The 21,021-nt window shown below is 70.4% G+C and carries 16 protein-coding genes and 4 pseudogenes; 5 read left to right on the forward strand and 15 right to left on the reverse strand.

Features of this window, described 5'->3' with window-relative positions:
- Positions 1-380: 380 nt before the first annotated feature.
- The 3 genes and pseudogenes from MQV74_RS00895 to MQV74_RS00905 form a co-directional block, all read right to left on the reverse strand.
- Entirely contained in the window at positions 381-1,238 is an 858-nt protein-coding gene (locus tag MQV74_RS00895) for an NAD(P)H-binding protein (RefSeq protein ID WP_242714064.1), read from the reverse strand.
- A gap of 88 nt (positions 1,239-1,326) precedes the next feature.
- A pseudogene (locus MQV74_RS00900) lies at positions 1,327-2,097 on the reverse strand (ABC transporter transmembrane domain-containing protein); the annotation flags it as partial.
- Positions 2,094-3,863: pseudogene (locus MQV74_RS00905) on the reverse strand (ABC transporter transmembrane domain-containing protein). The pseudogenes MQV74_RS00900 and MQV74_RS00905, both read right to left, overlap by 4 nt.
- Positions 3,864-4,191: 328 nt before the next feature.
- On the opposite strand from MQV74_RS00905, the gene MQV74_RS00910 reads away from it, so the two are divergent.
- Positions 4,192-4,437 carry a hypothetical protein gene (locus tag MQV74_RS00910; protein ID WP_242714065.1) on the forward strand — a complete coding sequence of 82 codons (246 nt, stop codon included), beginning with the start codon at positions 4,192-4,194 and terminating at the stop codon, positions 4,435-4,437.
- Here the strand turns inward: MQV74_RS00910 and MQV74_RS00915 are convergent.
- From MQV74_RS00915 to MQV74_RS00925, 3 genes are all read right to left on the reverse strand, one after another.
- Positions 4,407-4,790 (reverse strand): peptidase inhibitor family I36 protein, encoded by a 384-nt coding sequence (locus MQV74_RS00915; RefSeq protein WP_242714066.1) that lies wholly within the window; start codon positions 4,788-4,790, stop codon positions 4,407-4,409. The two genes, MQV74_RS00910 and MQV74_RS00915, sit on opposite strands and share 31 nt — an antisense overlap.
- Before the next feature lie 718 nt (positions 4,791-5,508).
- Positions 5,509-5,781: a hypothetical protein gene (locus tag MQV74_RS00920; protein WP_242714067.1), complete on the reverse strand. Its 273-nt coding sequence runs from the start codon at positions 5,779-5,781 to the stop codon at positions 5,509-5,511.
- 385 nt (positions 5,782-6,166) lie between these two features.
- Positions 6,167-6,610 (reverse strand): DnaJ C-terminal domain-containing protein, encoded by a 444-nt coding sequence (locus tag MQV74_RS00925; protein WP_242714068.1) that lies wholly within the window; start codon positions 6,608-6,610, stop codon positions 6,167-6,169.
- A gap of 174 nt (positions 6,611-6,784) precedes the next feature.
- Here MQV74_RS00925 and MQV74_RS00930 point away from each other — a divergent pair, with 174 nt between their 5' ends.
- Positions 6,785-8,344 (forward strand): InlB B-repeat-containing protein, encoded by a 1,560-nt coding sequence (locus MQV74_RS00930; RefSeq protein WP_242714069.1) that lies wholly within the window; start codon positions 6,785-6,787, stop codon positions 8,342-8,344.
- A 351-nt stretch (positions 8,345-8,695) separates the two neighbouring features.
- Positions 8,696-9,376: a hypothetical protein gene (locus tag MQV74_RS00935; RefSeq protein ID WP_242714070.1), complete on the forward strand. Its 681-nt coding sequence runs from the start codon at positions 8,696-8,698 to the stop codon at positions 9,374-9,376.
- 88 nt (positions 9,377-9,464) lie between these two features.
- On the opposite strand, the gene MQV74_RS00940 is transcribed toward MQV74_RS00935, so the two are convergent.
- Positions 9,465-10,112 carry a TetR/AcrR family transcriptional regulator gene (locus tag MQV74_RS00940; protein WP_242714071.1) on the reverse strand — a complete coding sequence of 216 codons (648 nt, stop codon included), beginning with the start codon at positions 10,110-10,112 and terminating at the stop codon, positions 9,465-9,467.
- Between the two features lie 89 nt (positions 10,113-10,201).
- Between MQV74_RS00940 and MQV74_RS00945 the strand changes: the two genes are divergently transcribed.
- On the forward strand, positions 10,202-10,615 hold the full coding sequence (locus MQV74_RS00945; protein ID WP_242714072.1) for a DUF4345 domain-containing protein: 414 nt from the start codon (positions 10,202-10,204) through the stop codon (positions 10,613-10,615).
- Between the two features lie 9 nt (positions 10,616-10,624).
- Here MQV74_RS00945 and MQV74_RS00950 read toward each other — a convergent pair whose 3' ends face one another.
- The 3 genes and pseudogenes from MQV74_RS00950 to MQV74_RS00965 all read right to left on the reverse strand — a co-directional run.
- Complete coding sequence (locus MQV74_RS00950; RefSeq protein ID WP_242714073.1) at positions 10,625-10,876, reverse strand: aldo/keto reductase; 252 nt, start codon at positions 10,874-10,876, stop codon at positions 10,625-10,627.
- Positions 10,877-11,531: 655 nt separating this feature from the next.
- The gene (locus MQV74_RS00960) at positions 11,532-13,733 is read right to left on the reverse strand and encodes a ribosome-inactivating family protein (RefSeq protein ID WP_242714074.1); all 2,202 of its coding nucleotides are present in this window, start codon (positions 13,731-13,733) and stop codon (positions 11,532-11,534) included.
- A 1,411-nt stretch (positions 13,734-15,144) separates the two neighbouring features.
- Positions 15,145-15,333: pseudogene (locus MQV74_RS00965) on the reverse strand (molybdopterin cofactor-binding domain-containing protein); the annotation flags it as partial.
- Positions 15,334-15,530: 197 nt separating this feature from the next.
- On the opposite strand from MQV74_RS00965, the pseudogene MQV74_RS00970 reads away from it, so the two are divergent.
- Positions 15,531-16,373 (forward strand): annotated as a pseudogene (locus MQV74_RS00970) (zinc-binding dehydrogenase); the annotation flags it as partial.
- 159 nt (positions 16,374-16,532) lie between these two features.
- On the opposite strand, the gene MQV74_RS00975 reads toward MQV74_RS00970, so the two are convergent.
- The 5 genes from MQV74_RS00975 to MQV74_RS00995 all read right to left on the reverse strand — a co-directional run bounded on the left by MQV74_RS00975 (position 16,533) and on the right by MQV74_RS00995 (position 20,947).
- Positions 16,533-17,930 (reverse strand): hypothetical protein, encoded by a 1,398-nt coding sequence (locus MQV74_RS00975; RefSeq protein WP_242714075.1) that lies wholly within the window; start codon positions 17,928-17,930, stop codon positions 16,533-16,535.
- Positions 17,927-18,280, reverse strand: coding sequence for a hypothetical protein (locus MQV74_RS00980; RefSeq protein WP_242714076.1), 354 nt, complete (start codon positions 18,278-18,280; stop codon positions 17,927-17,929). The genes MQV74_RS00975 and MQV74_RS00980 overlap by 4 nt, the downstream gene beginning before the upstream one ends.
- Positions 18,281-18,726: 446 nt before the next feature.
- Entirely contained in the window at positions 18,727-19,560 is an 834-nt protein-coding gene (locus MQV74_RS00985) for an NAD(P)-dependent oxidoreductase (protein ID WP_242714077.1), read from the reverse strand.
- A gap of 200 nt (positions 19,561-19,760) precedes the next feature.
- Positions 19,761-19,916, reverse strand: a complete 156-nt coding sequence (locus MQV74_RS00990; protein ID WP_242714078.1) for a hypothetical protein — start codon at positions 19,914-19,916, stop codon at positions 19,761-19,763.
- Positions 19,917-20,008: 92 nt separating this feature from the next.
- Positions 20,009-20,947 (reverse strand): DMT family transporter, encoded by a 939-nt coding sequence (locus MQV74_RS00995; protein ID WP_242714079.1) that lies wholly within the window; start codon positions 20,945-20,947, stop codon positions 20,009-20,011.
- Positions 20,948-21,021: the final 74 nt, after the last annotated feature.

Genomic DNA, 21,021 nt, shown 5'->3' on the forward strand with positions numbered 1-21,021 from the left:
TCCTCGCCCCACGAGTCCCCTGCCGAGGTCACCTGTGTCACGAGGGACCTTGTGAGCTGGGCCGCACCCTGTGACGCAGCCCCGAGGAGGTCGAGCATCTCGGGCGTGACGAACTCGTCCGACGGGCAGGCGCCCGCTGCGCGTGGAACCTGGCGAGTGCGTCACCGAGCCGCCGTGGGTCGGATCGGCGTCGGTGAGCGATGCGGGGATCGTGCACGGGCGGAACGGCTCCGGCTCCCGAGACGGCCTCCCGGCCTGCACGGTTCAACCGCTTGCGGGCTTCCCTGAGTGGAGGGCCCGGCCCCGGCGGCCAGCGCGTGGGCGACGGAGCCGGGACCCGGCGCTTCCGCCGGTTACGCCAACGCGTATTGACGCCTCTCTCAACGGAAGTCCGCCGCGTGGTCCACCGCCCACTCCCGGAAGGACCGGGCCGGCGTGCCCGTGATGCGCTCCACCTCGTCGTTGACCGGCTCCGGATGGTCGATCATCTTCGCCTGGGCCGGCAACACGGCCTCCACCAGCTCCGCCGGGTAGCCCGCGGCCTTCATCTGCTCCACGGCCTCCTCCAGCGTGACCTCGTCAAACCGTACCGGCCGCCCGATCGCCTCCCCGATCAGCGCCACCTGCCGTTCCTGGGTCACCAGTTCCGGACCGGTGATCACAGGGCGGGCACCGAGCAGGGCATCGGTCGTCAGCGCCTGGACGGCGACCGCGGCCATGTCCGCCTCGTGGATCAGCGGACGGGCCAGCCCCGCCAGCGGCGCCCGCACCGCACCGGTGGCACGGACCTCCTGCGCCCAGCCCAGCGTGTTGCCCGCGAACCCGGTGGGCCGCAGCGCCGTCCACTCCAGCCCCGATGCCTCGACCAGCCGCTCCAGCTCCGTGTGGAACATGGTGATCGCCTCACCCGCCTCCTCCTTCCCGCCCCTGTCCTGAACCCCGGCGGACGACAGGTACACCACCCGCCGAGCATGCTTCCCGATCACGTCGATCACGTCCGACGCACCGTCAGCACTCAGGAACGGCCACACCAGGAAAACCGCATCGACACCCTCCAGAGCCGCACCCAACGACGCGGGATCACCGAGATCCCCACGCACCGTCTGCACACCCTCCGGGAACTCCGCCTCCCCGCGCACCAGCGCCCGCACCGGCACCCCCGCCGCACGCAACTGGGCCACCACCGCGCCGCCGACCTTTCCCGTCGCGCCGGTCACCAGGATCCTGGGCTGTGTCATCGCAAACTCCTCGTCTCGCCGTTCGATGACACGACTCTCATACATCAACCAAGGTTCAGGTCAAACGCCGACGGGAGGGGCCCGCAGATGCCGGGAAGAGGACACTGCGTAGGAACAGGGTCCGCTTCCGGGTGGCCCGGCACGCCTCGATCTGTTCCTGGCATGCGGTGATGCGCTGCTGCTGGAGGCCGAAGGCTTCGATGGTGCGAGTGCCGGTCGCGGTGGCCGCGAGCTGTTCCGCGAGCGCCGAGTGGGCGGCTCCTTCGGCGAGGTAGGCGGTGAGAGCCCGGCGCAGGTACCAGCGGGAGGCGAACCAGATGCCGAACAGGCCCACCACCCCGCACGCTCCGAGCAGCGGGTCCACCAGGAAGACCGCGCCGAGGATGAACAGCGCCTGGACCCCGGCGACGAGGATTTCCGGCCCGGCGCTGCGCAGCGTGTGGCCGACCGCAGCGACATCGGTGGTGCCGCGGGTCATCAGGTCGCCGGTGCCGGCCCGTTCGATCACAGCGGCGGGCAGGGCGAGCGCCCGGTCGGTGAACTGTTCGCGGATGCGGGCCAGGGCCCGCTCGCCGAAGCGGTGGCCGATGTAACTCGCGTAACGCACCAGGACGAGCTGCACCAGCGCGAAGACGAGGATGGCGAGTGCGAGGCGGTCCACGGAGGTCACCGGGGCTCCGGCCCTGACTTCGTCGATGATGCGGCCGAGCAGCCACGGGCCGACGAGTCCGGCGGCGGCTGCGAGGGCGTTGAGTCCGAGCATGACGGCGAAGGTCCGCCCGTCGAGCCGGACCAGCCGGAGGGCTGCGCGTCGTATCCGGGACGGCTCGGCGACGGGGAGGGAGGAGGGGGTGGTCATTGTGCGGCCTCCTGGCGGGACGGGGTTTCCCCGGTGGTTTCAGCGTCCGTACGGCCGGGGCCCTCGTCTTCCGTGCCCCGGGAGACCAAGTGGCGGTAGTCGGGCCGGCGGTCCAGGAGTTCGCGGTGGGTGCCGACGGCGGCGACTGCTCCCTCGACCAGGTAGTGCACGGTGTCCGCCTGGTCCAGCAGGAGCGGCGAGGTACTGGTGACGACCGTGGTGCGGCCGGAGCGTGCGGTACGCAGACGGGTGGCGACGGCCGCCTCGGTGTGTGCGTCCAGGGCCGATGTCGGTTCGACCGCCAGGAGCACCTCGGGGTCGGCCAGCAGCGCCCGGACCAGCCGGACGCGCTGCCGCTGGCCTCCGGAGAGGTTGCGGCCCTGCGCCTCGACGGGCGAGTCCAGTCCGCGCGGCAGACCGCGGACGATGTCCTGCGCCACGGCCGCGTGGACGCCCCGGGCGATGGTGTCCTCCTCCACCTCGCGGTCGCCGCAGATCACTTCGCGCAGCGGACCGGCGAACAGGTCCGCCGCATTGTCCGCGACCAGGATCCGCTGGCGTACCTGCGTCAGGTCGATCTCGTCCAGCCGTATCTCGCCCCAGGTCGCGGCCGACCCTGCGAACCGGCCGAGCCGGTCGATGACCGCCGCGCTCTCTGCGGGACGGGCGCTGACCAGCGCGATCATCCTGCCGGGCACCACCTCGACCCTGGTCTCCGGATCACGGAGCACGGCCGGGACCTCGGGCCCCCTGGAGGTGGGCTCCTTGTCCGGGGCATCGGGTTGCAGGGCCAGGAACCGTACGACCCGACGTGCGGCGACCAGCCCGCGCGTGAGGTCGTAGCCACCCTCGATGAAGAACGAGACCGGCACCACCAGCACCGCGGTGTACCCATACACGGCAACCAACTCGCCGACGGTAATGTCCCCTTGGGCGGCCATCCGGGCCGCCAGCCAGGTCACCGCCCCGAGGAACAGGGTGGGCAGGCCGACGCCCAAGGCCTGGATCCAGCTGGTCACCGTACCGACGCGGTATCCCTCCGCAAGCAGCGCCTGCGAGCCGCGCCGGTACCGGTCGGCGTACACCTCCTTGCCACCGATGCCGTTGAGCACGCGCAGCCCGCCGACGATGTCCCCGAAACGCGCGGCAAGTGCGCCCTGCTGCTCCCGGTAGGCCGCTTCGATGCCCTGCAACCGACCCAGCAGCGGGCCGACCAGCACCGCGAGCAGCGGAACGCCGAGCAGCACCACCACGGCGAGCAATGGTGAAACGGTCAGCAGCAACGCGGCCACGGCGACATAGACGAGGACCGCCCCGATGCCCGGCCCCGTGATGGTCAGCGTCTGGGCAATCACACCGACGTCGCCGAACCCGATCGTCACGACCTCCCCGGCGGTGACCTTGCGCGGCAGCGCCCCACCCAGCCTGGTCGCGTGCCTGACCACCACCTGCACGGAACGGAACGAGGCGTCGATCCGCACCCTGGTCATCGTCCGGTGCCGCATGATGGCCAGCCACGCGTTCAGCACCCCGACGCCCACCAGCGCGGCGACCCAGCCGACGAGCGCGGTCCAACGCCCCGGTTCGAGCCCCTCGTCGATGGCGCGCGACAGGAGGTAGGGCGGCAGTGCCAGGCAGAGCATTCAGGCACTGCCGAACAACGCACCGGCGGCGATCCGACGGCGCTGACTGGTGACCAGCCACCACAGGTACCGAGAGGCGCTGCGGTGGTCCGGGGTCCCCGGATCCGGGCTCGCGTCTGTCATCCGCCTCACAGTAGTGACCACTGTTCGAACCGTTCGGGCGGGCTGATTCATCCGCAAAACCGCGGTGAGGAACCACCGGTCGGCATCACCGAAACCGGCTTCATCGGCCTCGTGGAACGCGCCATGCACGTCTTCGGCGGCGCGAACCGCGACTGGCCGCGAGGTCCACCTGCCCGGCGTGCAACAGGCGCTACTACTTCTGCCTCCCGCTGCGCACCCAAGGCTGCTGCGACCCCTGCGCCCGGGGCTACGAGCCCAGCCCCGACACCTACTTCGCTCCCCCGGCCAAGCACCTGCTGGCCTCGTGACCACCGGGAGGACTTCCGGCATGGCTTTCGCTGTACGCACTTCCGCCTTCACCGAGCCCGACCGGCCCAAAGACCTCCAGATCCGGTACCTCACCGTCGGCGGCGCCCACGTAGACGTCACCGGCAGCGGCGAGCACCCCGTCGACCGGCTCCCGGACGATGCGCGCGTCTCCCGGGCCGCGCGCATCGTCGGGCACGCGTGCTCCGACGGCCGTGACGGCCCCGGAGCGAGGTGCTACTGCGGCTTGAAGGAGCGGATCTGGTAGTTGCCCTGGAGGTTTCCGTAGCCTCCCGCGGGGGTGGAGCCCACGCGGTCCTGGTAGTTCGTGCCCTTGTAGTACTGCTTCCTGTGACCGGTGCTGTTGGCCACCGAGAGCACGTTCGCGCCGCGCTGGATGAAGCCGCAGTCGTCGGCGGTGTTGGCGCGCTGGTTGCTCGCCCAGATGCAGCGCTCACCACTGCCGTTCCAGCCGCTGTAGATACAGAAGTAGCCAGTGTTGCAGTTGTACCCATGCGGGGCCTTGGGCGCCGGGGCGGAGGACGCCGCCGCGAGCGGTACGGTGCCGAGCGCGGCGGTCAGGGCCAAGGACGCGACGAACAGCGAACGAGTAGTGCGCATGGAACGGTGTCCCTTCTTCGGTGGCGGATTCCGCCGTTCCGCGAGCGAACGGCATCGCCGTGTGCGGGGGCTGATCAGCCCCCGCACACGGCCCGCCCTCACTATGGCCCGCCCCAGTCGCACGGGTGTTGGCAGCCAGCGCGCAAATCCTGTGCATCCAGCGCAGCCAGTACAGCGACTGCGTCTTCTCCTACGCACGCCGCCTCCCGCAGGACTGACCGGCGCTCTCCGTGCGTCCCCGGCCGCCGCCCTCCCCCACGGCGGCTGGGGCCGTGCGGTGTCCGCCCGGTCACCCGGACCGGGCGATGGGCCCTCCCTGGAGGTCACCGTGCCCCGCACCCACCGCTCCCTGATGGGGCACCGACGAAACGCAGGGCATCGCACCGACGAAACTCACTATCGTCTGACGTGGCAGAAGGAGCCCAGGATGTGGATTGGCAGTGAACGTGTACGAACTGCGGGCCTCCGTGAGGACGAGCGCGTCGTGCACCAGGCCGTCGGTCCGGTCGAGAACGATTCTCAGCGTCTGTCCTGCAGTGATGGCCCTGAGGATGGCATCCATGTCCTGGGGCAGAAGCGGAAAGTGCGCGGTGACCACATTCTCGAAGAGGGACAGCAGTGGTGCACCGGGTGTTTCCCCGAGAGGGCACAAGGGATCTGATCTCCACCAGCTCGGGCAGGGGCTCTGTCGGGTCGCTCATCGTGCCTGGTCGCGGACTTACATCGGTGTCCCTACACCTGCGAGCTCACCCTCGCCGACGTCGACGCCCTGGAGGCGTTCCTCCGAGCGCGTATCGAGGAGGTGAGGGAACGCCACAAGGAGCGCGACATCGAACGCCAGACGGCGCTGTGCCTGGAGATGACGCTGGCGCAACGGTTCGAGCCACTGCGCGAGGCGTTCCGCTATGACGACGGCTCTCGCGAGATCCTCGACATCAAGGACCGGCACTGGACCGGCCTGTGGCTGGTCACCCTGCCCTTCCGTCGGCATCCCGACCTCGACACGGCGCGCTGGCGGAACCTGGAAGCATCGCGACGCCGCGCACGAGGCGGAGATGGCCGCCTTCCGCCGGAGCCTGCTGCGGTGCCCCCCGACGCCTGCGTGACCTCAGCCCCAGCCCGCGCTCATATCCCCGCCCGCCGCCGAGCGCCAGGCGCTGATCGAGCGGTGGGCCGAGCGGCACGGCATCGACGCCGTCCGGCGCCTGGCCGAGGCCGAGGACCTGGCCGACGCGGTGGCCAAGGAGATCACGCCGGACAACACGCTCGACACGTACGTGAAGTCGTGGCGGGTGTGGGAGCGGTTCTGCGCCGACGCCCCTCTGCCCCTCGTTCAGCGCGGGCCCGGCGCGTTGGCCTTGGCCGCCTCCCGCAGATCAGGTGACGTGCACGGTGACGTACAGGTCACCGGGCGCTCCGCCGTGCTTTCCCGGCGCTCCGAGCTCCCGAAGCCGGATCTTCTGCCCGTCCTTGACGCCGGCGGGGACGCGGACCTTGTAGGTGTGCCGCTTCGAGACGACCCTGCCCTCCCCTCTGCAGGTGGAGCAGCCCAGCACCTTCGTCTCGTCTCCTGTGGTGGCGCAGTCGGGGCAGGTCTCACGGGCGGTCATACGCATGGGGATGACCGCCCCGTCGGTGGCTTCGCGCGGGGAGAGCCAGACCTCGGACGTGATGTCGGCACCACGGCTGGGTATGGGCGACGTGTCGCCGAAGCAGCGGTCGTTGATCTCGTCGAGGAGGTCATAGACCTCATCGGCGCTGTCCGGCCGCCGGGCGGGGTCCTTGGCCAGGAGCCGGGCGACCAGCTGCTCCAGTTCCACAGGAGCGTCCGGGCGCAGGGCCGACACCGGTCCATCGGCAGGACTGAAGTGTGCCCTGCGGGGTGACAGTGCATGCGTACTTCACGGGGATCATGGCGTGGCGGGCGGGTGATCCGCTCGGGCGTGCAGGCGTGTCGGACATCTGTCCGATCCGGGCATGCGTCTGTTGTATGCATGACCACTCCCGGCCGCCCCCGCCACGCCAGCCTGATCGCCGTCTGCGCTGCCGCCCTCACCGCGCTGCCGCTCACGGCCGCCAGCGTCTCGGCCTCCCCGCTGCCCCAACGCGCTCCCACCGCACCGGCCGAGGGCACGGAGGTGCTACGCGAGCGCACCTTCCCTCTCCGGGTAGACGCGTTCCGCGACCTGTGCACACCGGCACCGTTCGGTGCGCCGCGCGAGCACACCTTCGTCTTCTTCGACGACGTCCACATCACCGCGGTCGAAGACGGCATCGATGAGGCCGAGGGCACGCTGACCTGGAGCGGGCACGTCAAGGGCAAGCCCGACAACAGCGTCGTCCTGTCCATGCGCGGGATCTGCAGCACCGACCGCACGCCCCCGGGCACCCTCGTCGTTGAGGTCCTCGCCGACCTCGGCGAGCGCGTCTACCGGCTGGTCTCCCTCCCGGGCGACAAGCCCCGGGTGCGCGCCACCGAGGAGGACCCGGACCACCGTCCGCACAGGGCGCCCGACGAGCTGCTCCCCGGGACGGTCGCCGCGCCGCCGTCGGGGACTCGCAAGAAGCTTCAGGGACGGGCGCCCGCCACGCCCGCCAACCCGGTGGTCATCGACATCATCGCGGGCTACACACCGAGGGCCGTGGCCGCGGCCGGCGGCGAGCAGCAGGTCATCAACACGATCAACTGGGCCGAGCGGAAGATGAACGAGGCCCTGGCCGACAGCAACGTCGCCGCCAGCATCGACATCATCAGGACCTACAACACCCGCTACACGGGCGACAACACCTCGTCCGTCATGCACGAGAAGCTGTCCGACCCGGCGAACGGAGAGCTCGGCGCGCCCGCCGCCTCCCTGCGCCGCCGCTACGGGGTGGACCTGGTCACGGTCGTCAACAGCGTCAAGCCCGGGCAGTCCTCCGGCCAGGGTAGCCTGCCCACGCTCGGGAACTTCGACTCCAACGACGCCTTCTCCGTCGTCGATCTGAAGTCGCTCACCGGCTGGTACAACCTCGGCCACGAGATCGGCCACAACCTCGGCCTGTTCCACGACCGCCGCACCCTGGAACAGCAGGTCCCAGACGGCAGCTGGCGCAATATGCTCAACACCCCCTCCGGGACAGGCTGGATCACCCCGAACGAGGAGTTTCACACCCTCATGGCGTACTCCTCGTCCTGCTTCAAGGCCTGCACGGCGGTGAACCAGTACTCCAACACCGAGAACACCGTCAACGGCCAGCCCTTGGGCGACCGGAACAACAACAACGCCGCACTTGCCCGCCTGTCCACCCCGATCGTGGCCGGCTACCGCGCCCTGAGCACGCCCCGGACCCGATACGCCCTCACCCTGCGCGCCAGCGAGGGCGGCAGCGTGCGCCCCGCGGTCTTCGGGCCGTACGCACCCGGCGCAGTCGTCGGCGTCACGGCCCGCCCGCAGCAGGGGTACCGGCTCGCCGCCTGGATCTACGACGGCGCCCAGTACAACCCCAGCTCCCAGGTCAACGTCACCATGGACGCCGCCCATACCCTGGAGGCGGTCTTCCTGCCACTCTGACCGGCCGACAGGGCATCGAAGACAAGGCCGCAGGGGGACGAGCCGTCCTCCCGAGCCGCCGATCCACGTGACCACTAGGTCCGTCACGGCCATGGCCGACGCGCCCCGGCCCGCCCCGTAGGCGGCCCCGCCTGACGGCGTGATCTCTGCCGTTACCCGGCCGGGCTGAGCAACCAGGCCGCCGCGCTCACCCTGGAGCACCTGCTGCCCGTCCTCGACACCATCAACGGGACCACCCGCATCAGGCGCCGGGACGCGGCCGCGCTCGCCGTCGGCTACCGGCTGCTGCTGCGCGGCATCGAGATCGCCGACCTGCGCCCGGTGACCACCGGGCCACGGCCCGGGGTTTGGGTGCGGGTCGCCAAGACCAAGACCACCACCGCGAAGAACGCCGCCTGGCGGTTCTACTCAGACCGGCCCTACCTGTGCTTCGCCGCCCGCGTCGCCGCCTGGAAAGCCTTCATCGGCGGGCTGCCAGTGCGCTCCCACAGCCTGCACGTGGGCGCCAACAACGACCTCAAGCGCGCCTGCGTCTCCCGGGCCCGCCGCAACGAAGAGGGCCGCTGGGCCCCGGACTCCCAGCTCACCGACACCACGTACAGCCGCGCCGACGCCCTCGCCAACATGCAGCAGGAGGACGTCTTCGAGGCGGTGCCGCTGTACGGCAGTGGCCCGCGCCGGACGGTCCTCCGCCACCGGGCACAGACGCCGCCGAGGAGCAGACAGCGGATCGCTCATAGGGAGGGCTGGGCCGCAGCGGCGGCCACCTCCTCGGTCGCCGGGCGGTGGGTGTCGGACAGCAGCCGCATCACCGGCAGGGAGAGCCGCGACCACAGCCAGCACGAAGCCGTTCGATGCTGTGCTGCACGCTGCGGTGTTGAGCTGGATGTCCGCGGTATCGGGCAGCTTCCCCTAGTACTCCCGTGCGGTTTCGTGATCTATCCAGCGGGCTCGTCGGTGGCCCGTTTACCCGACACCGGCAGGCTCCCCGCCGAGGACCTGACCTGGCGGGCCACGGCCCGGCAGCAGTAGCAGCCCGCACGATCCCCTCCCCCGCGCCTGCGAGCCGCCGGGATCGCACCACCGTCGTGGGCCTCGCGCGGCCGCGAGCGCCGGTTCCTCATTCAGCGGGCCGGGCCTGGGCAGCCGTGCCGGACCCGCGCGACGGCCAGTGGGGGGCGGGGTCTTCTGCCAGCAGTGGCCGCAGGGCGCCGAGGACCGCGCCGACGCAGATGTCGCGCAGCTGGGTGCGGGTGCAGGTCTCGCGGGTGAGCCAGTCGACGCAGAGGACCTGGACGAAGACCAGCCAGCTCTTCAGGACATCGGACACGGCCTCGCGGGCGTCCTCGTGCGCGAGGGGGAGTACGGCGAGCAGCCGGGCACGGAGCGCGTCCAGTTCGTTCGTCATGATCGTCTGGATCACGGGGTCGCCCGCGAGGACCCGGTTCGCGGCGAGGACGGCGTGGCGGTTGGCCACGAAGTAGTCGAGATGGACGTCCATTCCCTGGACGAGTTGCTCCACCAGGGAGTCGGCCGGGTCGATCCGGGTCCGGGCGAGCAGCTGGTCCGCCGCCTGCTGGTAGACGGCTGCGAAGAGGGCGTGCTTGCTGGGGAAGTGACGATACAGCAGGGCCCGCGAGACACCGGCCTGTTCGGCCACGTCCTCCATCAGTACGTCGGAGTAGGGGTGTGCGGCGAAGAGGTGGGCGCCGACGGCGAGGAGCTGGGCGCGGCGGTCGGCGGGCGTGAGTCGTCGGCGGGGAGGCATGAGCGCAGCTTAGTTGACATGTGTCTACTAGACCTTCACTGTAGTGGACGCATGTCTACCAAGGTCTGTCGGGATGACGGGGAGGGACCATGGCCAGGGCTCTGCGCCTACTCGCACAGCTGATGGGCTGGGCCGGTGTGGCGATCGGCCTGTTCCACGTGGCACTGGGCAACGCGGCGATCCCCGGCGCCGGTTCGGCCGGTACGACGGTCGACAGCTGGGGCCGGTTCATGGGAGCCGTGTTCGCCGGTTACGGACTGGCCTGGCTCTGGGCCGCGCGGCAGCGCCCGATCCCGGCGCGGGCGGTGCGGTGGCTGGCCGGCGTCTTCCTGCTGGGCGGCGTGGGGCGACTGCTCTCCCTGGCCGTGCACGGCTGGCCGCAGTGGTTCCAGATCGCACTGACGGTGATCGAACTCGTCCTGCCGGCCGTGTTCTTCTGGCTGGCCGACGCGGAGGAGCGGAGCCCGCGCGGCGCCGTGGAAGCGGTGCCCGCCGGGCGGTGAGTACCGCGCTCACCCCGCTCGAACGCCGGGGCGGGGATGAGTCGGCGTCAGGCTCGCGCCGGGGTATCCGAAGCGGCCCTTGGTCGCGATCAGGACGCGCTCGCGCACGCCCGGCCGGGCGCTCAGCCGCCGGCCGACGATGCGCTCCGACGTGCCGCTCCCATAGTTGTCGGCCGTATCGATCAGCGTGCCGCCTGCATTGACGTACACATCGAGCATCACGTGGGCCGCCACCTCGTCCGTGTCACCACCGAACGTCATAGCCCCGAACGCGAACCGGGACACGGCCGGCCCCGAACTGCCTAACTGAAGAGTCTCCGTCTGCACTCCTTTTCCGGTGCTGCCCGATGCTTGCAGGTGGAGTGCACTCAAGGTCAAGGCCGGACCAGCTACCGACCCCCGAACTGCCGGACAACCGAACCCTCAACGGACACTGCTGACGCAGACTGCTGGCTGACGTCAACCGCGCCCGCCGCTCTACCGACGTCCAGGACCTCGCTGCCCGACGCCAGGGCCTGACCGGAGCTCAGGGTGAAGAGGCCGGTGGCCTTCGGGATGCTGCCCGTGGCGGAGCTTCGGCGGGCGCTGGTCCTGGCGCATACGAACGGCGGGCTCGCCTCCGCGCGGGCCCGCGGCCGTGCCGGAGGGCGCCGGCCGAAGCTCACCGAGGGCCAGGCCCCGCTCGCCCCATGGCTTGACGGCGAGCAGGGAAGGGCCCTCCACCAGATCGCCGAATGTCCAGCGTGCCCCACCCGGCGGTGCGCGGGCACCTGGACCGCGAGAAGACCGTGCCCCGCCAGCCCGGGAAGATCGCGGTCACGAAGCCCTGAACGTCACAGACGCCGTGGAGTCGACGGTTGCCTCACCGCCACCGGCCTCACCCACGCGCCCCCGGCCCCGGCCCCGATCTGGAACCTCAGCGGTCGGTGAAGCCGAGGTTCCAGTTCTGCATGATGCGGGTGAGGGGGACGGTGATGATGTCCGCTTTCGGGTTGTAGCGGACGTAGGCATCGCCGTGGAACAGCCAGACGTCACCGTCGGTGGTGCCCGGGATCAGGCACGCGGCGTCGATGCGCTGGCTGAACGGCGTGTTCCTGAGGGCTTTCCAGGTTTCGGCGATGGGGGTGGGTTTGACGACGAGCTTGTCCTCTTCGAGGTAGTAGCGGACGTACTGGTGTCCGGCGAAGATCCACACGGCGTCGGAGTTGCCGGGGTCGGGGAGGGCGGAGTCGATGCCGTACTCGAAGCCGGTGCCCTTCAGCCCTTTCCAGCCGTCCGCGATGGGGCGGGCGCCGTACAGGACCTTGCTGTTGTCGATGTCGTAGCGCAGGTAGCGGTCCTTGTGAAAGAACCACGCGTAGTGAGGCTCGCCGTCCCGTTTCGGTCTGGGGATGACGGCGTCGACGTGGTCGAAGCCGTCGGTGCCGAGCCCGGGCCACTTCGAGGCGACGGGGGTGGCGGGCACGGTGACCGTGTTCGCGTCGATGTCGAACCGGAGGTAGAGGTCGTCGTGGAACATCCAGACGGATCGGCCCACGTGGCCGATCGGGCAGGGCAGGACGGCGCTGACGCCGTCGGTGAACGCCTTGCGCTGCAGGCCCGCCCAGCCCTGGTGGATGAGCGTGGGGCCCTCTATGCGATGAGTGTTGATGTTGTAGTGCACGTAGGTGTCGCCCCGGAACAGCCACAGCTGTCCGGTGTGCCCGCTCCTGGTGTCGCGCACCGCGGCGCTGACACCGTGGACGAGATCGGTGCCCGCGAGACCGGGCAGCTTCTCGGCGATGGACACGGGGCCATTGATCGCCCCCGTGTTGAGGTCGTAAGAGATGATCTCGGACTCGCGGAAGAAATAGACGTGGCGCGTGGGGTCGAGGGGGTCCTCGACGGCGGCGTCGATGTAGCGGGCGAACTCGGTGGCCGCGAGACCGGGCCAGGCAGTGCCGATGTACTGCTTCGTGCAATAGCCGGTTCCGGTGTTGTACTCGGCGCACTGGTCCGCGCTGAACAGCCACAGATCGGCCGTGCTGCCCGTGACGGGCATGACAGCGTCGATCCGTGTGACGAAGTCGGTGTCCTTCAGCGCGGGAAAGGCCTTGGCGAAGGTGCGGACGGAGTTCCCGGAGACGCTGCCACTGCTGAGGTCGACGAAGACGCAGGTGCCCGGCCGGAAGAAGCGGGCCGACATGCCGTCCCCGTCGTTCCCGCCCGCGTCCAGGACCGGATACAGCCGGGAGGAGCGGGGCGACGCGTCGGCGCCGGAGACCCGCTGGGCCGCTCCGTCCCGGGGACGGGAGGAGCCCTGCCCGGCCCCCTGCCTGACCTGCAGGATGGTCAGCACCGCCGCGACCACGGCGAGGGAGGGATAGGTCCGAGTGAGGGTCGTGGGGTTGTCGGAACGGGTGGTGGCTGCTGTCCCCGGCGCGACGTTGTAGGTGTGAAACAGCTGTGAGGCCGTCTGCCAGCTGGTCACCATGTAGGTGAGATCCGCCCGGGTGGCGTCGGAGATCTCCTCGGTGGTTCCCCACATCCGTGCCAGGATCCGGGCCATCTCGCGGAAGCGCACGGCCTCGGAGATCATCTCGACCAGGTAGCCCATCACCTGCTGCCGGGAGTCGCGTGAGTCCGGTCGGCGCCTGAGATCGTCGATCGTGCGACGCAGGTTTTCCCAGCCCAGTCGGTTGTGCGGCACACCGTTGGAGCCGTACGCCTCCGAGAAGCCCATGTCGTGAAGGGTGTAGCCCTCACGTGCCAAGTCTCTGATTCCGCCGGGCGGGTTCGAGGCGTGGTACAGGTGGAACCTCTGCGGGTCGTTGTCAGCGCTGGTGCTGGGGAGGGCGAAACCCCACCCGTACAAAGTGGTGTCCTGGACGTAGAAATCGATCAGAGCCGTCGTCCCCGCGGTGATGCGCACGTAGAAGACGCTGTCGGTGCTGTTCTCCGTGTGCTCCCCCCGCAGCCGGAACATGCGCACCGGCCGGAGGGCCTCACCGGTCCTGCCCGCTTCGACTTGATCACCTTCCTGGACGGCGACGGCGTCCCGGACGGCGGCGATGAAGGCGCCGTAGGCCCTGGTGTCGGTGCTCTCGATGTCCAAGGTGGCCACGCAACGCGGCGGCATGTCGATCTCCCGTTCTGGTGTGGTGGAAAGGTCTGTTGCACACCGTCGAGACAGAGCCGCACCCCGGTGGCCCACGCGCCGCACGCGCCAGCATCCCTCCACCCCCCGGCCCACACTGCCCTTCCACTGCCACCAGTGGACCTCTCCCACAGCTTCCAGCAGAAGACAGAAACCAGCTCTTCCCCGCCCACCGCTGCGCCGGAAGGCGCCACCGCGAAGATGCCCCGGGCCGCTGCGAGGGTTCCTCGGACGTGGCGTGACGGCCCCCCCTCGGCCGTGAAGCCGAGTCCGAGGTGACGCGGCAGAGGAAGGGGCCGTGGCCAGTGCCCGGCGTCGGGGCCGGAGCCATTCAGTAGTCGCCGGGGGGGGGCAACTTGAGGCTGACCGTCGACGGCTCGAGACGGTTCTCGGCCGACGCACCTCCGCGGCACGGGCAGGCGGGTACCTCAAGCCCATTTTCACCGGGCGCGTGGTGGCCAACGAGAGTGCCTTCACCGGGGCGTGGGAGCGCTTCGAGTATCTGCGCCTGCTCGTCCAGGGGGATGCCGGGCAGTACGTCAGTGCGCCGCACTTGCTGGTTCCGGGATGCGCCGCGACTGGACCACCAGCAGGGTGACCAACAGGCACAGCCCGTTCTACCCCGACGAGATGAGCTGATCAGAGCGAACGAAGACAGGGAGGCCGCCCCCGACACGGTGACAGCCTCCCTGTACTTCTCCCTGTCCGCCCACCGGTGCTGGACCCCCGGAGGACCCGTTCGGCTGAGTCGGCCGTTCTGCCGACACCGCGCGACCGGGACGCCGCCCGGTGCCCGCCGCGACGGCGACTCGGCGACGAGCCGACCGCTGCGTCTGTCCTGCGGAAGTCGCGGTGCCTGGTCAGGAGTTCTGCGCGGGGTCCGCCTTGGGCGTGGAAGGCCTCGAACGGCAGGGTTTCCGCTTCCAGCCCGTGTTCCAGGGTGCTTCGACCCGTACCCGCCACACCGCAAGCCGATCGAGTGTGCGGGCGACCTGGCGTTCCTCGGGCCGGGCGCCCCCAGGTGGGTCTGCGGCATTCGCTCAGCGGTTTCCCAATGCGTACCCGCTACCCCTCGACGTCGATGGTCTTCGCAAGGCCGGGCAGCAGGGGCCCGTACCGCTCTGCGTACAGGCGCGAGGCCTCGACCAGGACCTGCCGGGAGGCAGCCCGCGGCTCCCACACGAACCCGCACTCGCCCGGCAGGGCGGCAAGACCAACGGGGACCCGTCGAGGCCTCCACCGACTTCGTGAGCGGCGAAAGGCCGAAGGGCAGCTCCGCGGCCCGCAGTTCCTCGAGCACAGACTCATCGGATCTGCCCTTCGCGGTGCCGGGACGCTACGCCACCCGCAGCGCGCACGGCCTTGATGCGCTGCCCGAAGGTCCGTCGGCCGGGGAGCCAAGCGTGTCCGCCGCGGCCCGCAGCAGCCGCTCGCGGGCCACGGCGGCGGCGACCCGGATGGGGGCGTATGTCGAGATGGTGGTGTTGGACGCGCCGGTGGGCTGGTTGAACACCAGCTCCGGCCGCGCGTCGGCCAGCGTGACGCGCACCCGCTCCAGGGGCACCCCCAGCTCCTCGGCGATGCCGCAGTCGTCATCACGTCGTTCAGAGCCGCCAGGGCGATCCCCGTCTGGGGCGGCCGGCACGTCGCCGACTCGGTCACCGAGCGTGCCTGCGGAGGGCGCCGGGAGCAGGGCCCGGGAGGCCGGAGGTCGCGCCGCGCCAGAGAGGCACCGGGCGGCCACTGCAGGTAATGGTTCGCGCACCAGCTGACATGCGGGGCGCCGCGCTCTTCGGGTACACCAAGCTGTACGGCCAAGTCCCCGGCGGCCAGGCCGAGTTCCTGCGGGTCCCCTTCGGCAACACACTGCCGGTCAAGGTACCGCACGGCCCGCCCGACGACCGGTACGTCTACCTCTCCGACGTCCTGCCCACCGCCTGGCAGGCCGTCCAGTACGCGAACGTCCCGCCCGGCGGCACCGTGACCGTCCTGGGCCTCGGGCCGATCGGCGCCATGGCGGCCCGGATCGCGCTGCACCAGGGCGCGAACCTCGTCATCGGCGTCGACCTCGTGCCGGACCGGCTGAGCAGGGCGAGCCGGGACGGCGCCAAGGCCCTTGACCTGCGACGCCACAGCAAGGACATCGGTGACACCGTCCGGGACCAGACGCAGGGCCGGGGCACGGACGCCGTGATCGACGCGGTGGGCATGGAGGCACACGGGGCACCAGTGGCCAAGGCGGCGCAGTGGGGCGTGGGCCTGCTGCCCGACGCACTGGCGGAGAAGCTCATGGAACGCGTCGGCGTCGACCGGCTCGGCGCCCTCTACGCCGCCATCGACATCGTGCGCCGGGGCGGCACCCTCTCACTCAGCGGCGTCTACGGCGGAGCCGCCGACCCCCTGCCGCTGCTGACCATGTTCGACAAGCAGATCCAGCTGCGCATGGGACAGGCCAACGTCAAGCACTGGGTGGACGACATCCTGCCGCTGCTCACCGACGACGACCCCCTCGGCGTGGACGACTTCGCCACGCACCACATGCCCCTGGAGGACGCCCCGCTGGCCTACCGGACGTTCCAGGCCAAGGACGACGGCATGATCAAGACGCTCCTGCAGCCGTGACGACCGCGGCCGGGGCCACCCGGTCAGCCGCTCGGTGGCCGGGTAAGGGCAGCAAGGGGAGCACGTCGCTCTGCTCCACTCATGCCAGGCGGCCAGAAGGCGAGCAGCCGTCGGGGCCCTGCGCGAGATGCGCTCGACGCGGCTGCACGCGCCTGGCGATCAGCATCTCGCCGCCAGGGCATGCGGGGCCACCCACGGTTCCGCGATGCCCCGCTCGGTGAAGGACCGGGTGATGTACTCCTTCAACGTGAAGAAGGTGAGCGCCCTTTGAGGGTCGCACAGCTTGCGGGAGGTCCCCGCGTCCACGCCCCAGCGCCGCAGCGCGGGCGCCGGTTCGTCGGCGGCGGCCAGCCGCGCTCCCTCGCCCAGCCAGGCGGTGTCGGCCGTGGCGTGCCGTTCCAGCCAGGAGACGTGGAAGGCCTCCGTTTCGCACTGCATCGCGTCGAACTCGCCGATCGCCTCCAGGTGGGAGCGGGGCATGGGGCTGAACACCAGGTCCGGATCCAACGCCTGCCAGGAGAAGGGCCGGGCATGCTCTGACAGATCGGTGGCGGCCTCCGTGGCTTTCATCGGTACGCGCAGGAGACGGCGCGTGGACTGCTGCTTGCCCGGCTTGAGCTGTTCCAGCAGCCAGCCCGTCCGGACAGCGGCGGGGGGATGCGTGCAACCCCGGTGGACGAACAGCGTCCGCTCCGCCACGTGCAGGGCCATCATGGCCATCAGCGCGGCCATGGTGGCCCGCTCCCGCATGCCCAACGTTTCCCACCGGCCGTGGCTGAGCCTCTCACTGGCGCACCTGGTGGCCTGGAAGGCGAGCCGGTCCGCGTCCCGCTCCCTGCGGTCGTCCGCGGAGCAGGCCGGAAGGCGCTCGCCCGGCGCGAACGCGCTCGGGCCTGAGGAGTGCCCGAGGACGTGGTGGGCCATCTCATGGCCGACGACGAAGCGATAGGCGAGGTGACTGAGTTGCCAGGCGTACCGCTCGCCCTCCGGGCTGAGCCGCACCCCCAACTGCGTCGACGCGGCCAAGGCCCGCTGGTGGGTGGTGTGGTAGCGCAGCAGGGCGGTGAGCACGTCCTCGTACCCGAAGAGCTCCCCCTTGCCCAGGTCGCGCAGCACTCGCCAGAAGGCCATGGGCCGGGACGCGGCGTGGGACCGCTTGTCGGCGCACAGAGCGAGGTACTGGCAGTAGCTGGAGCACATGCCGAAGATTCCGTCGGCAACGATGACCAGGCCCGAGCCGTCGTCGAAGGGGGTCATCTGGGCCGACACGGCTTGGTCGAGCGTGGTGACGACGCGTACCGACTCGAGCCGGGCGGCGCTCGCCCCGAGGTCGGCCATCGCGGCCCTCAGCTCCTCACCCACCATGTCCACGAAGCCGACGGACAGGTCGGCGCCCGGCTTGTACCGAGGGTCCTTTCGCCAGTTGGTGGAGGCCTCGTCGACACGTCGCAGCAGGTCGTGGGCCCCGAGTTCCCGCAGTTGTCGCCGCTTCTCCGCCAGTGCCGCCTCGCGGTCCGCCTGGAGGAGAGCGCGTTTGCGGTCCGCCAGGGTCGTCATGGGCGCGCGGGAGCGTTGTGGCAGAACGTGCCGAGTCCCACCCTGGCGACGAGGACGGCGATGAGGATGGCCGTCGTGGGGTCACCGAGGGACTGCTGCAGCAGTTCCTGGAGGGCGTAGGCGTCGAGGAGCCGGTCCGAGCCGGTGGTGCCCATGAGCGACTGGGCCCGCTCGTGATGACAGACCTTGATCTGCAGTTCCCGGTGCTTGTTGGCGAACCACTGCTGCCCGAACCGGCGTTTGTCCTCGTCGTCAGCGGGAGAGAGCCCCAAACCCTCCCCCAGGAGCTCCGCCCCCAGCAAGGCGTACAGCTCGTCGTCGCTCCTGCTCCAGTACTCCTCGACGGTCATGTGGTCCCGTCCCCCCGTCGCCCCCGAGCGGTCACTCGCGGTGACCTGATGCCATCTGCTACGGGAGCATAGGGCCCGCCGATTCCGTGCGGTGTGCGGGAACGACGAACTGTGCACGACTGCGGCCGGAGCGACAGCGGAGGTGCGTGTGGGGGATGCCCCCCAGCGTTACTGCGGCCCTCCAGCCCATCAACGCGGGGGCAGACATAAGGGGATGGCCTCCCCGCCCGGGGGCGGAAGCCAGGAGGGTGCATGTCGCGGGTGCGTCAGCCGGGTATGACCCGCCAGCCGGTGTAGCGCGTCGGCGCCATGCTCGTGGCTGGACCCGAGCCGGTCTCAAGGCAGGGGCCATAGCCGTCTTTGTCGGGAGGGTAGTCGTAGGAGCGGTAGTAGTGGAGGGTGAGACCGCTCACCCCGCACGCCAAGTGGACCGGAGCCCCTTCTCCTCATTGTTGATCACGCGCATCGGCACCGGACGACTTCCTCGTGTGCGTTGAAGCGGCATCCGCGGAAAGCGGCACAGCCGGATTCCTCCGGGTCAGCCGCAGGAGTGCCTGTTCCGAAGCGCTGGACATCTCACTCGCGACGCCCAGGGAGTCCAGATAGCCGACCGTCGCTCGCATCTCGGCCGACCGGCGTTCGGCGTGCTGCCGGGTGCCGGTGAGGAATCGGTCGATCATGACCGGTCCGTCGGCGCCCAGCTGGTCCGTGATCTGCTCGCGCATCCACTCTTCGCAGCCCGCCGCGCGAGCGGCCTCCACTGCCTCACAGATCACCAAGGCGAGCGGCTTCATCAGCACGCTGCGCAGCAGTTTGCGGGCGGCGGCAGCACCGGCAGGAAACGGCAGCAGCTCGACGGGGGCGCCAAGTCCCCGCAGTACCCGGGCGACGGCGGGGCCACCGGGGCCGCTGGCGACCACGGCCGTCCGTGCGCCCGTGAGCGGTACCGTGCCGAGGATCGCGACATCGGCGAAGGACACCGGCGCGTCGGCGAAGGCCTCGGCGGCCGCGGTCATCGTCGCCGGGGAAGCCGCGGTGAGATCGGCCCAGCAGGTGCCCGGGGCGAGAGCGGGGCGGGCCTGCGTCGCGAGGCGGACACTCAGTGACGCGGGGGTGAGCAGCAGCACTATCTCGGCCTCGCGTACGGCGTCGGCCAGGTCTGCCACGCGGTGGACGCCGCCGGGGGTGGCGGCGGGGCCGGGGTCGAATCCGGTCGTCTCGTGTCCGGCGGCGGCCAAGGCCGTCGCGTAACGGGAGCCGGCCTCGCCGAGGCCGATCACAGCGATATGCATCATCGTCTCCTTGAACGGTGGTGAAGCGGCGCTCCCCCAGCCACCGGCGGCCGTCGCACGGAGTCCGTCCGGTGGGGGTGACTCGGCGGGCGACCCTCCTCCAAGGGCCCCAGGCCCGGCCTGGGCTGGGCCGCGCACCGCACAGGTCGTCCTGTGCTGGGTGAGATCACCTCACCGCCCGGTATGAGTCAGTGGGAGCAGCCAGCCTTCTCACCCCGTACGACGCGGCGACAGGCCAGGACGAGTTCGGTGCCGGCCGGCCCCGGCTCGCCGCTCCCGACGAGCAGGCCGCCGACTTCGGTGATCGGGAGCAGTTCCCCGTACGCCCGAACTCCTTCGAACACGGCGGACACCGATGCGTGCCCCACCGAGCGGACATGTGTGGTGGCCTCCCGCCACGGCACCGGTTCGCCACAGCACTTCGGCGTGGTTGCCGTCAGGAGTCGCGGTACACGGCATCGACCCGCCCACGCTCCTGCCGGATCACCGCACGCTCCGGTCGGCCCGGCACGGGGTCCGGCCGGCTCGTCGCACTGAGGAACACACCCGCCAACGCCAATGCTCCTCCCATGAGTTGGGACCAGATCAGCGGTGCCCCGGTCAGGACCGCGAACAGGTAGCCGACGGCTGGGATGCCGCCGGTGAACGTGCCTGCCACGGACGCCGACACCTTGCGCAGTGCGAACGCCCACAGGAGCAGGGTGAGGCCGGACGCCACGACACCGAGGTAGGTGATCGCGAGCCAGCCGTCGGTGGAGGGCGGCCGGAACCCCTTCTCACCGATCTCCCACCCCAGCCACGGTGTCAGGAACACCAGGCCCCACAGGCTGGACGCCGAGGCCAGTACGACCGGCTTGAGGTGAGTGCAGAAGCGCCGTACGTAGGCGGTGTAAAACGCGTACGCGGCGACACCACCGAGCACGATCAGGTTGCCGAGCAGGTCGAACCTGGGCCCGCCGTGCCGGACCACGAGCAGCACGCCGAGCACGGCAAGGACCAGTCCCAGTGCCCGGCCGGCACGGAGCCGCTCGCGCAGCCACAGCAGACCCAGCATCACAGTGAGCACCGGCAGTGCCGCCTGCAGAAGCGCGGCGCTGTCGGGTGAGGTGAACAGCAGCCCCACGTTCTGCAGTCCGTAGTACAGGGCGACGCCGGTGAGTCCGCACACCACGTACGCGGATCTGAACAGGTCACGCGCCCGCAGCCCACCGGCGATGCCGAACGGCAGGAGCACGAGGGATCCGATGGCGAAGCGCAGGAACGTGAGCTGGGCCGGCCCGGTCTCGGTCAGCACGCGGTCGCTCACGACGAAGGTCGAGGCCCAGATCAGCACGGTGGTCGACAGCGCGAGCAGCGCGGAACCCCGACCCTTCACTCGTCCTCCGGCACTAGGTCGTTTCTGATGGCTCTTGGTGGTTGGGTAGATCTCGTGGTCGTCCGGGCAGGACG

It is taken from the genome of Streptomyces sp. AN091965, assembly GCF_022698285.1.
GTDB lineage: Bacteria > Actinomycetota > Actinomycetes > Streptomycetales > Streptomycetaceae > Streptomyces.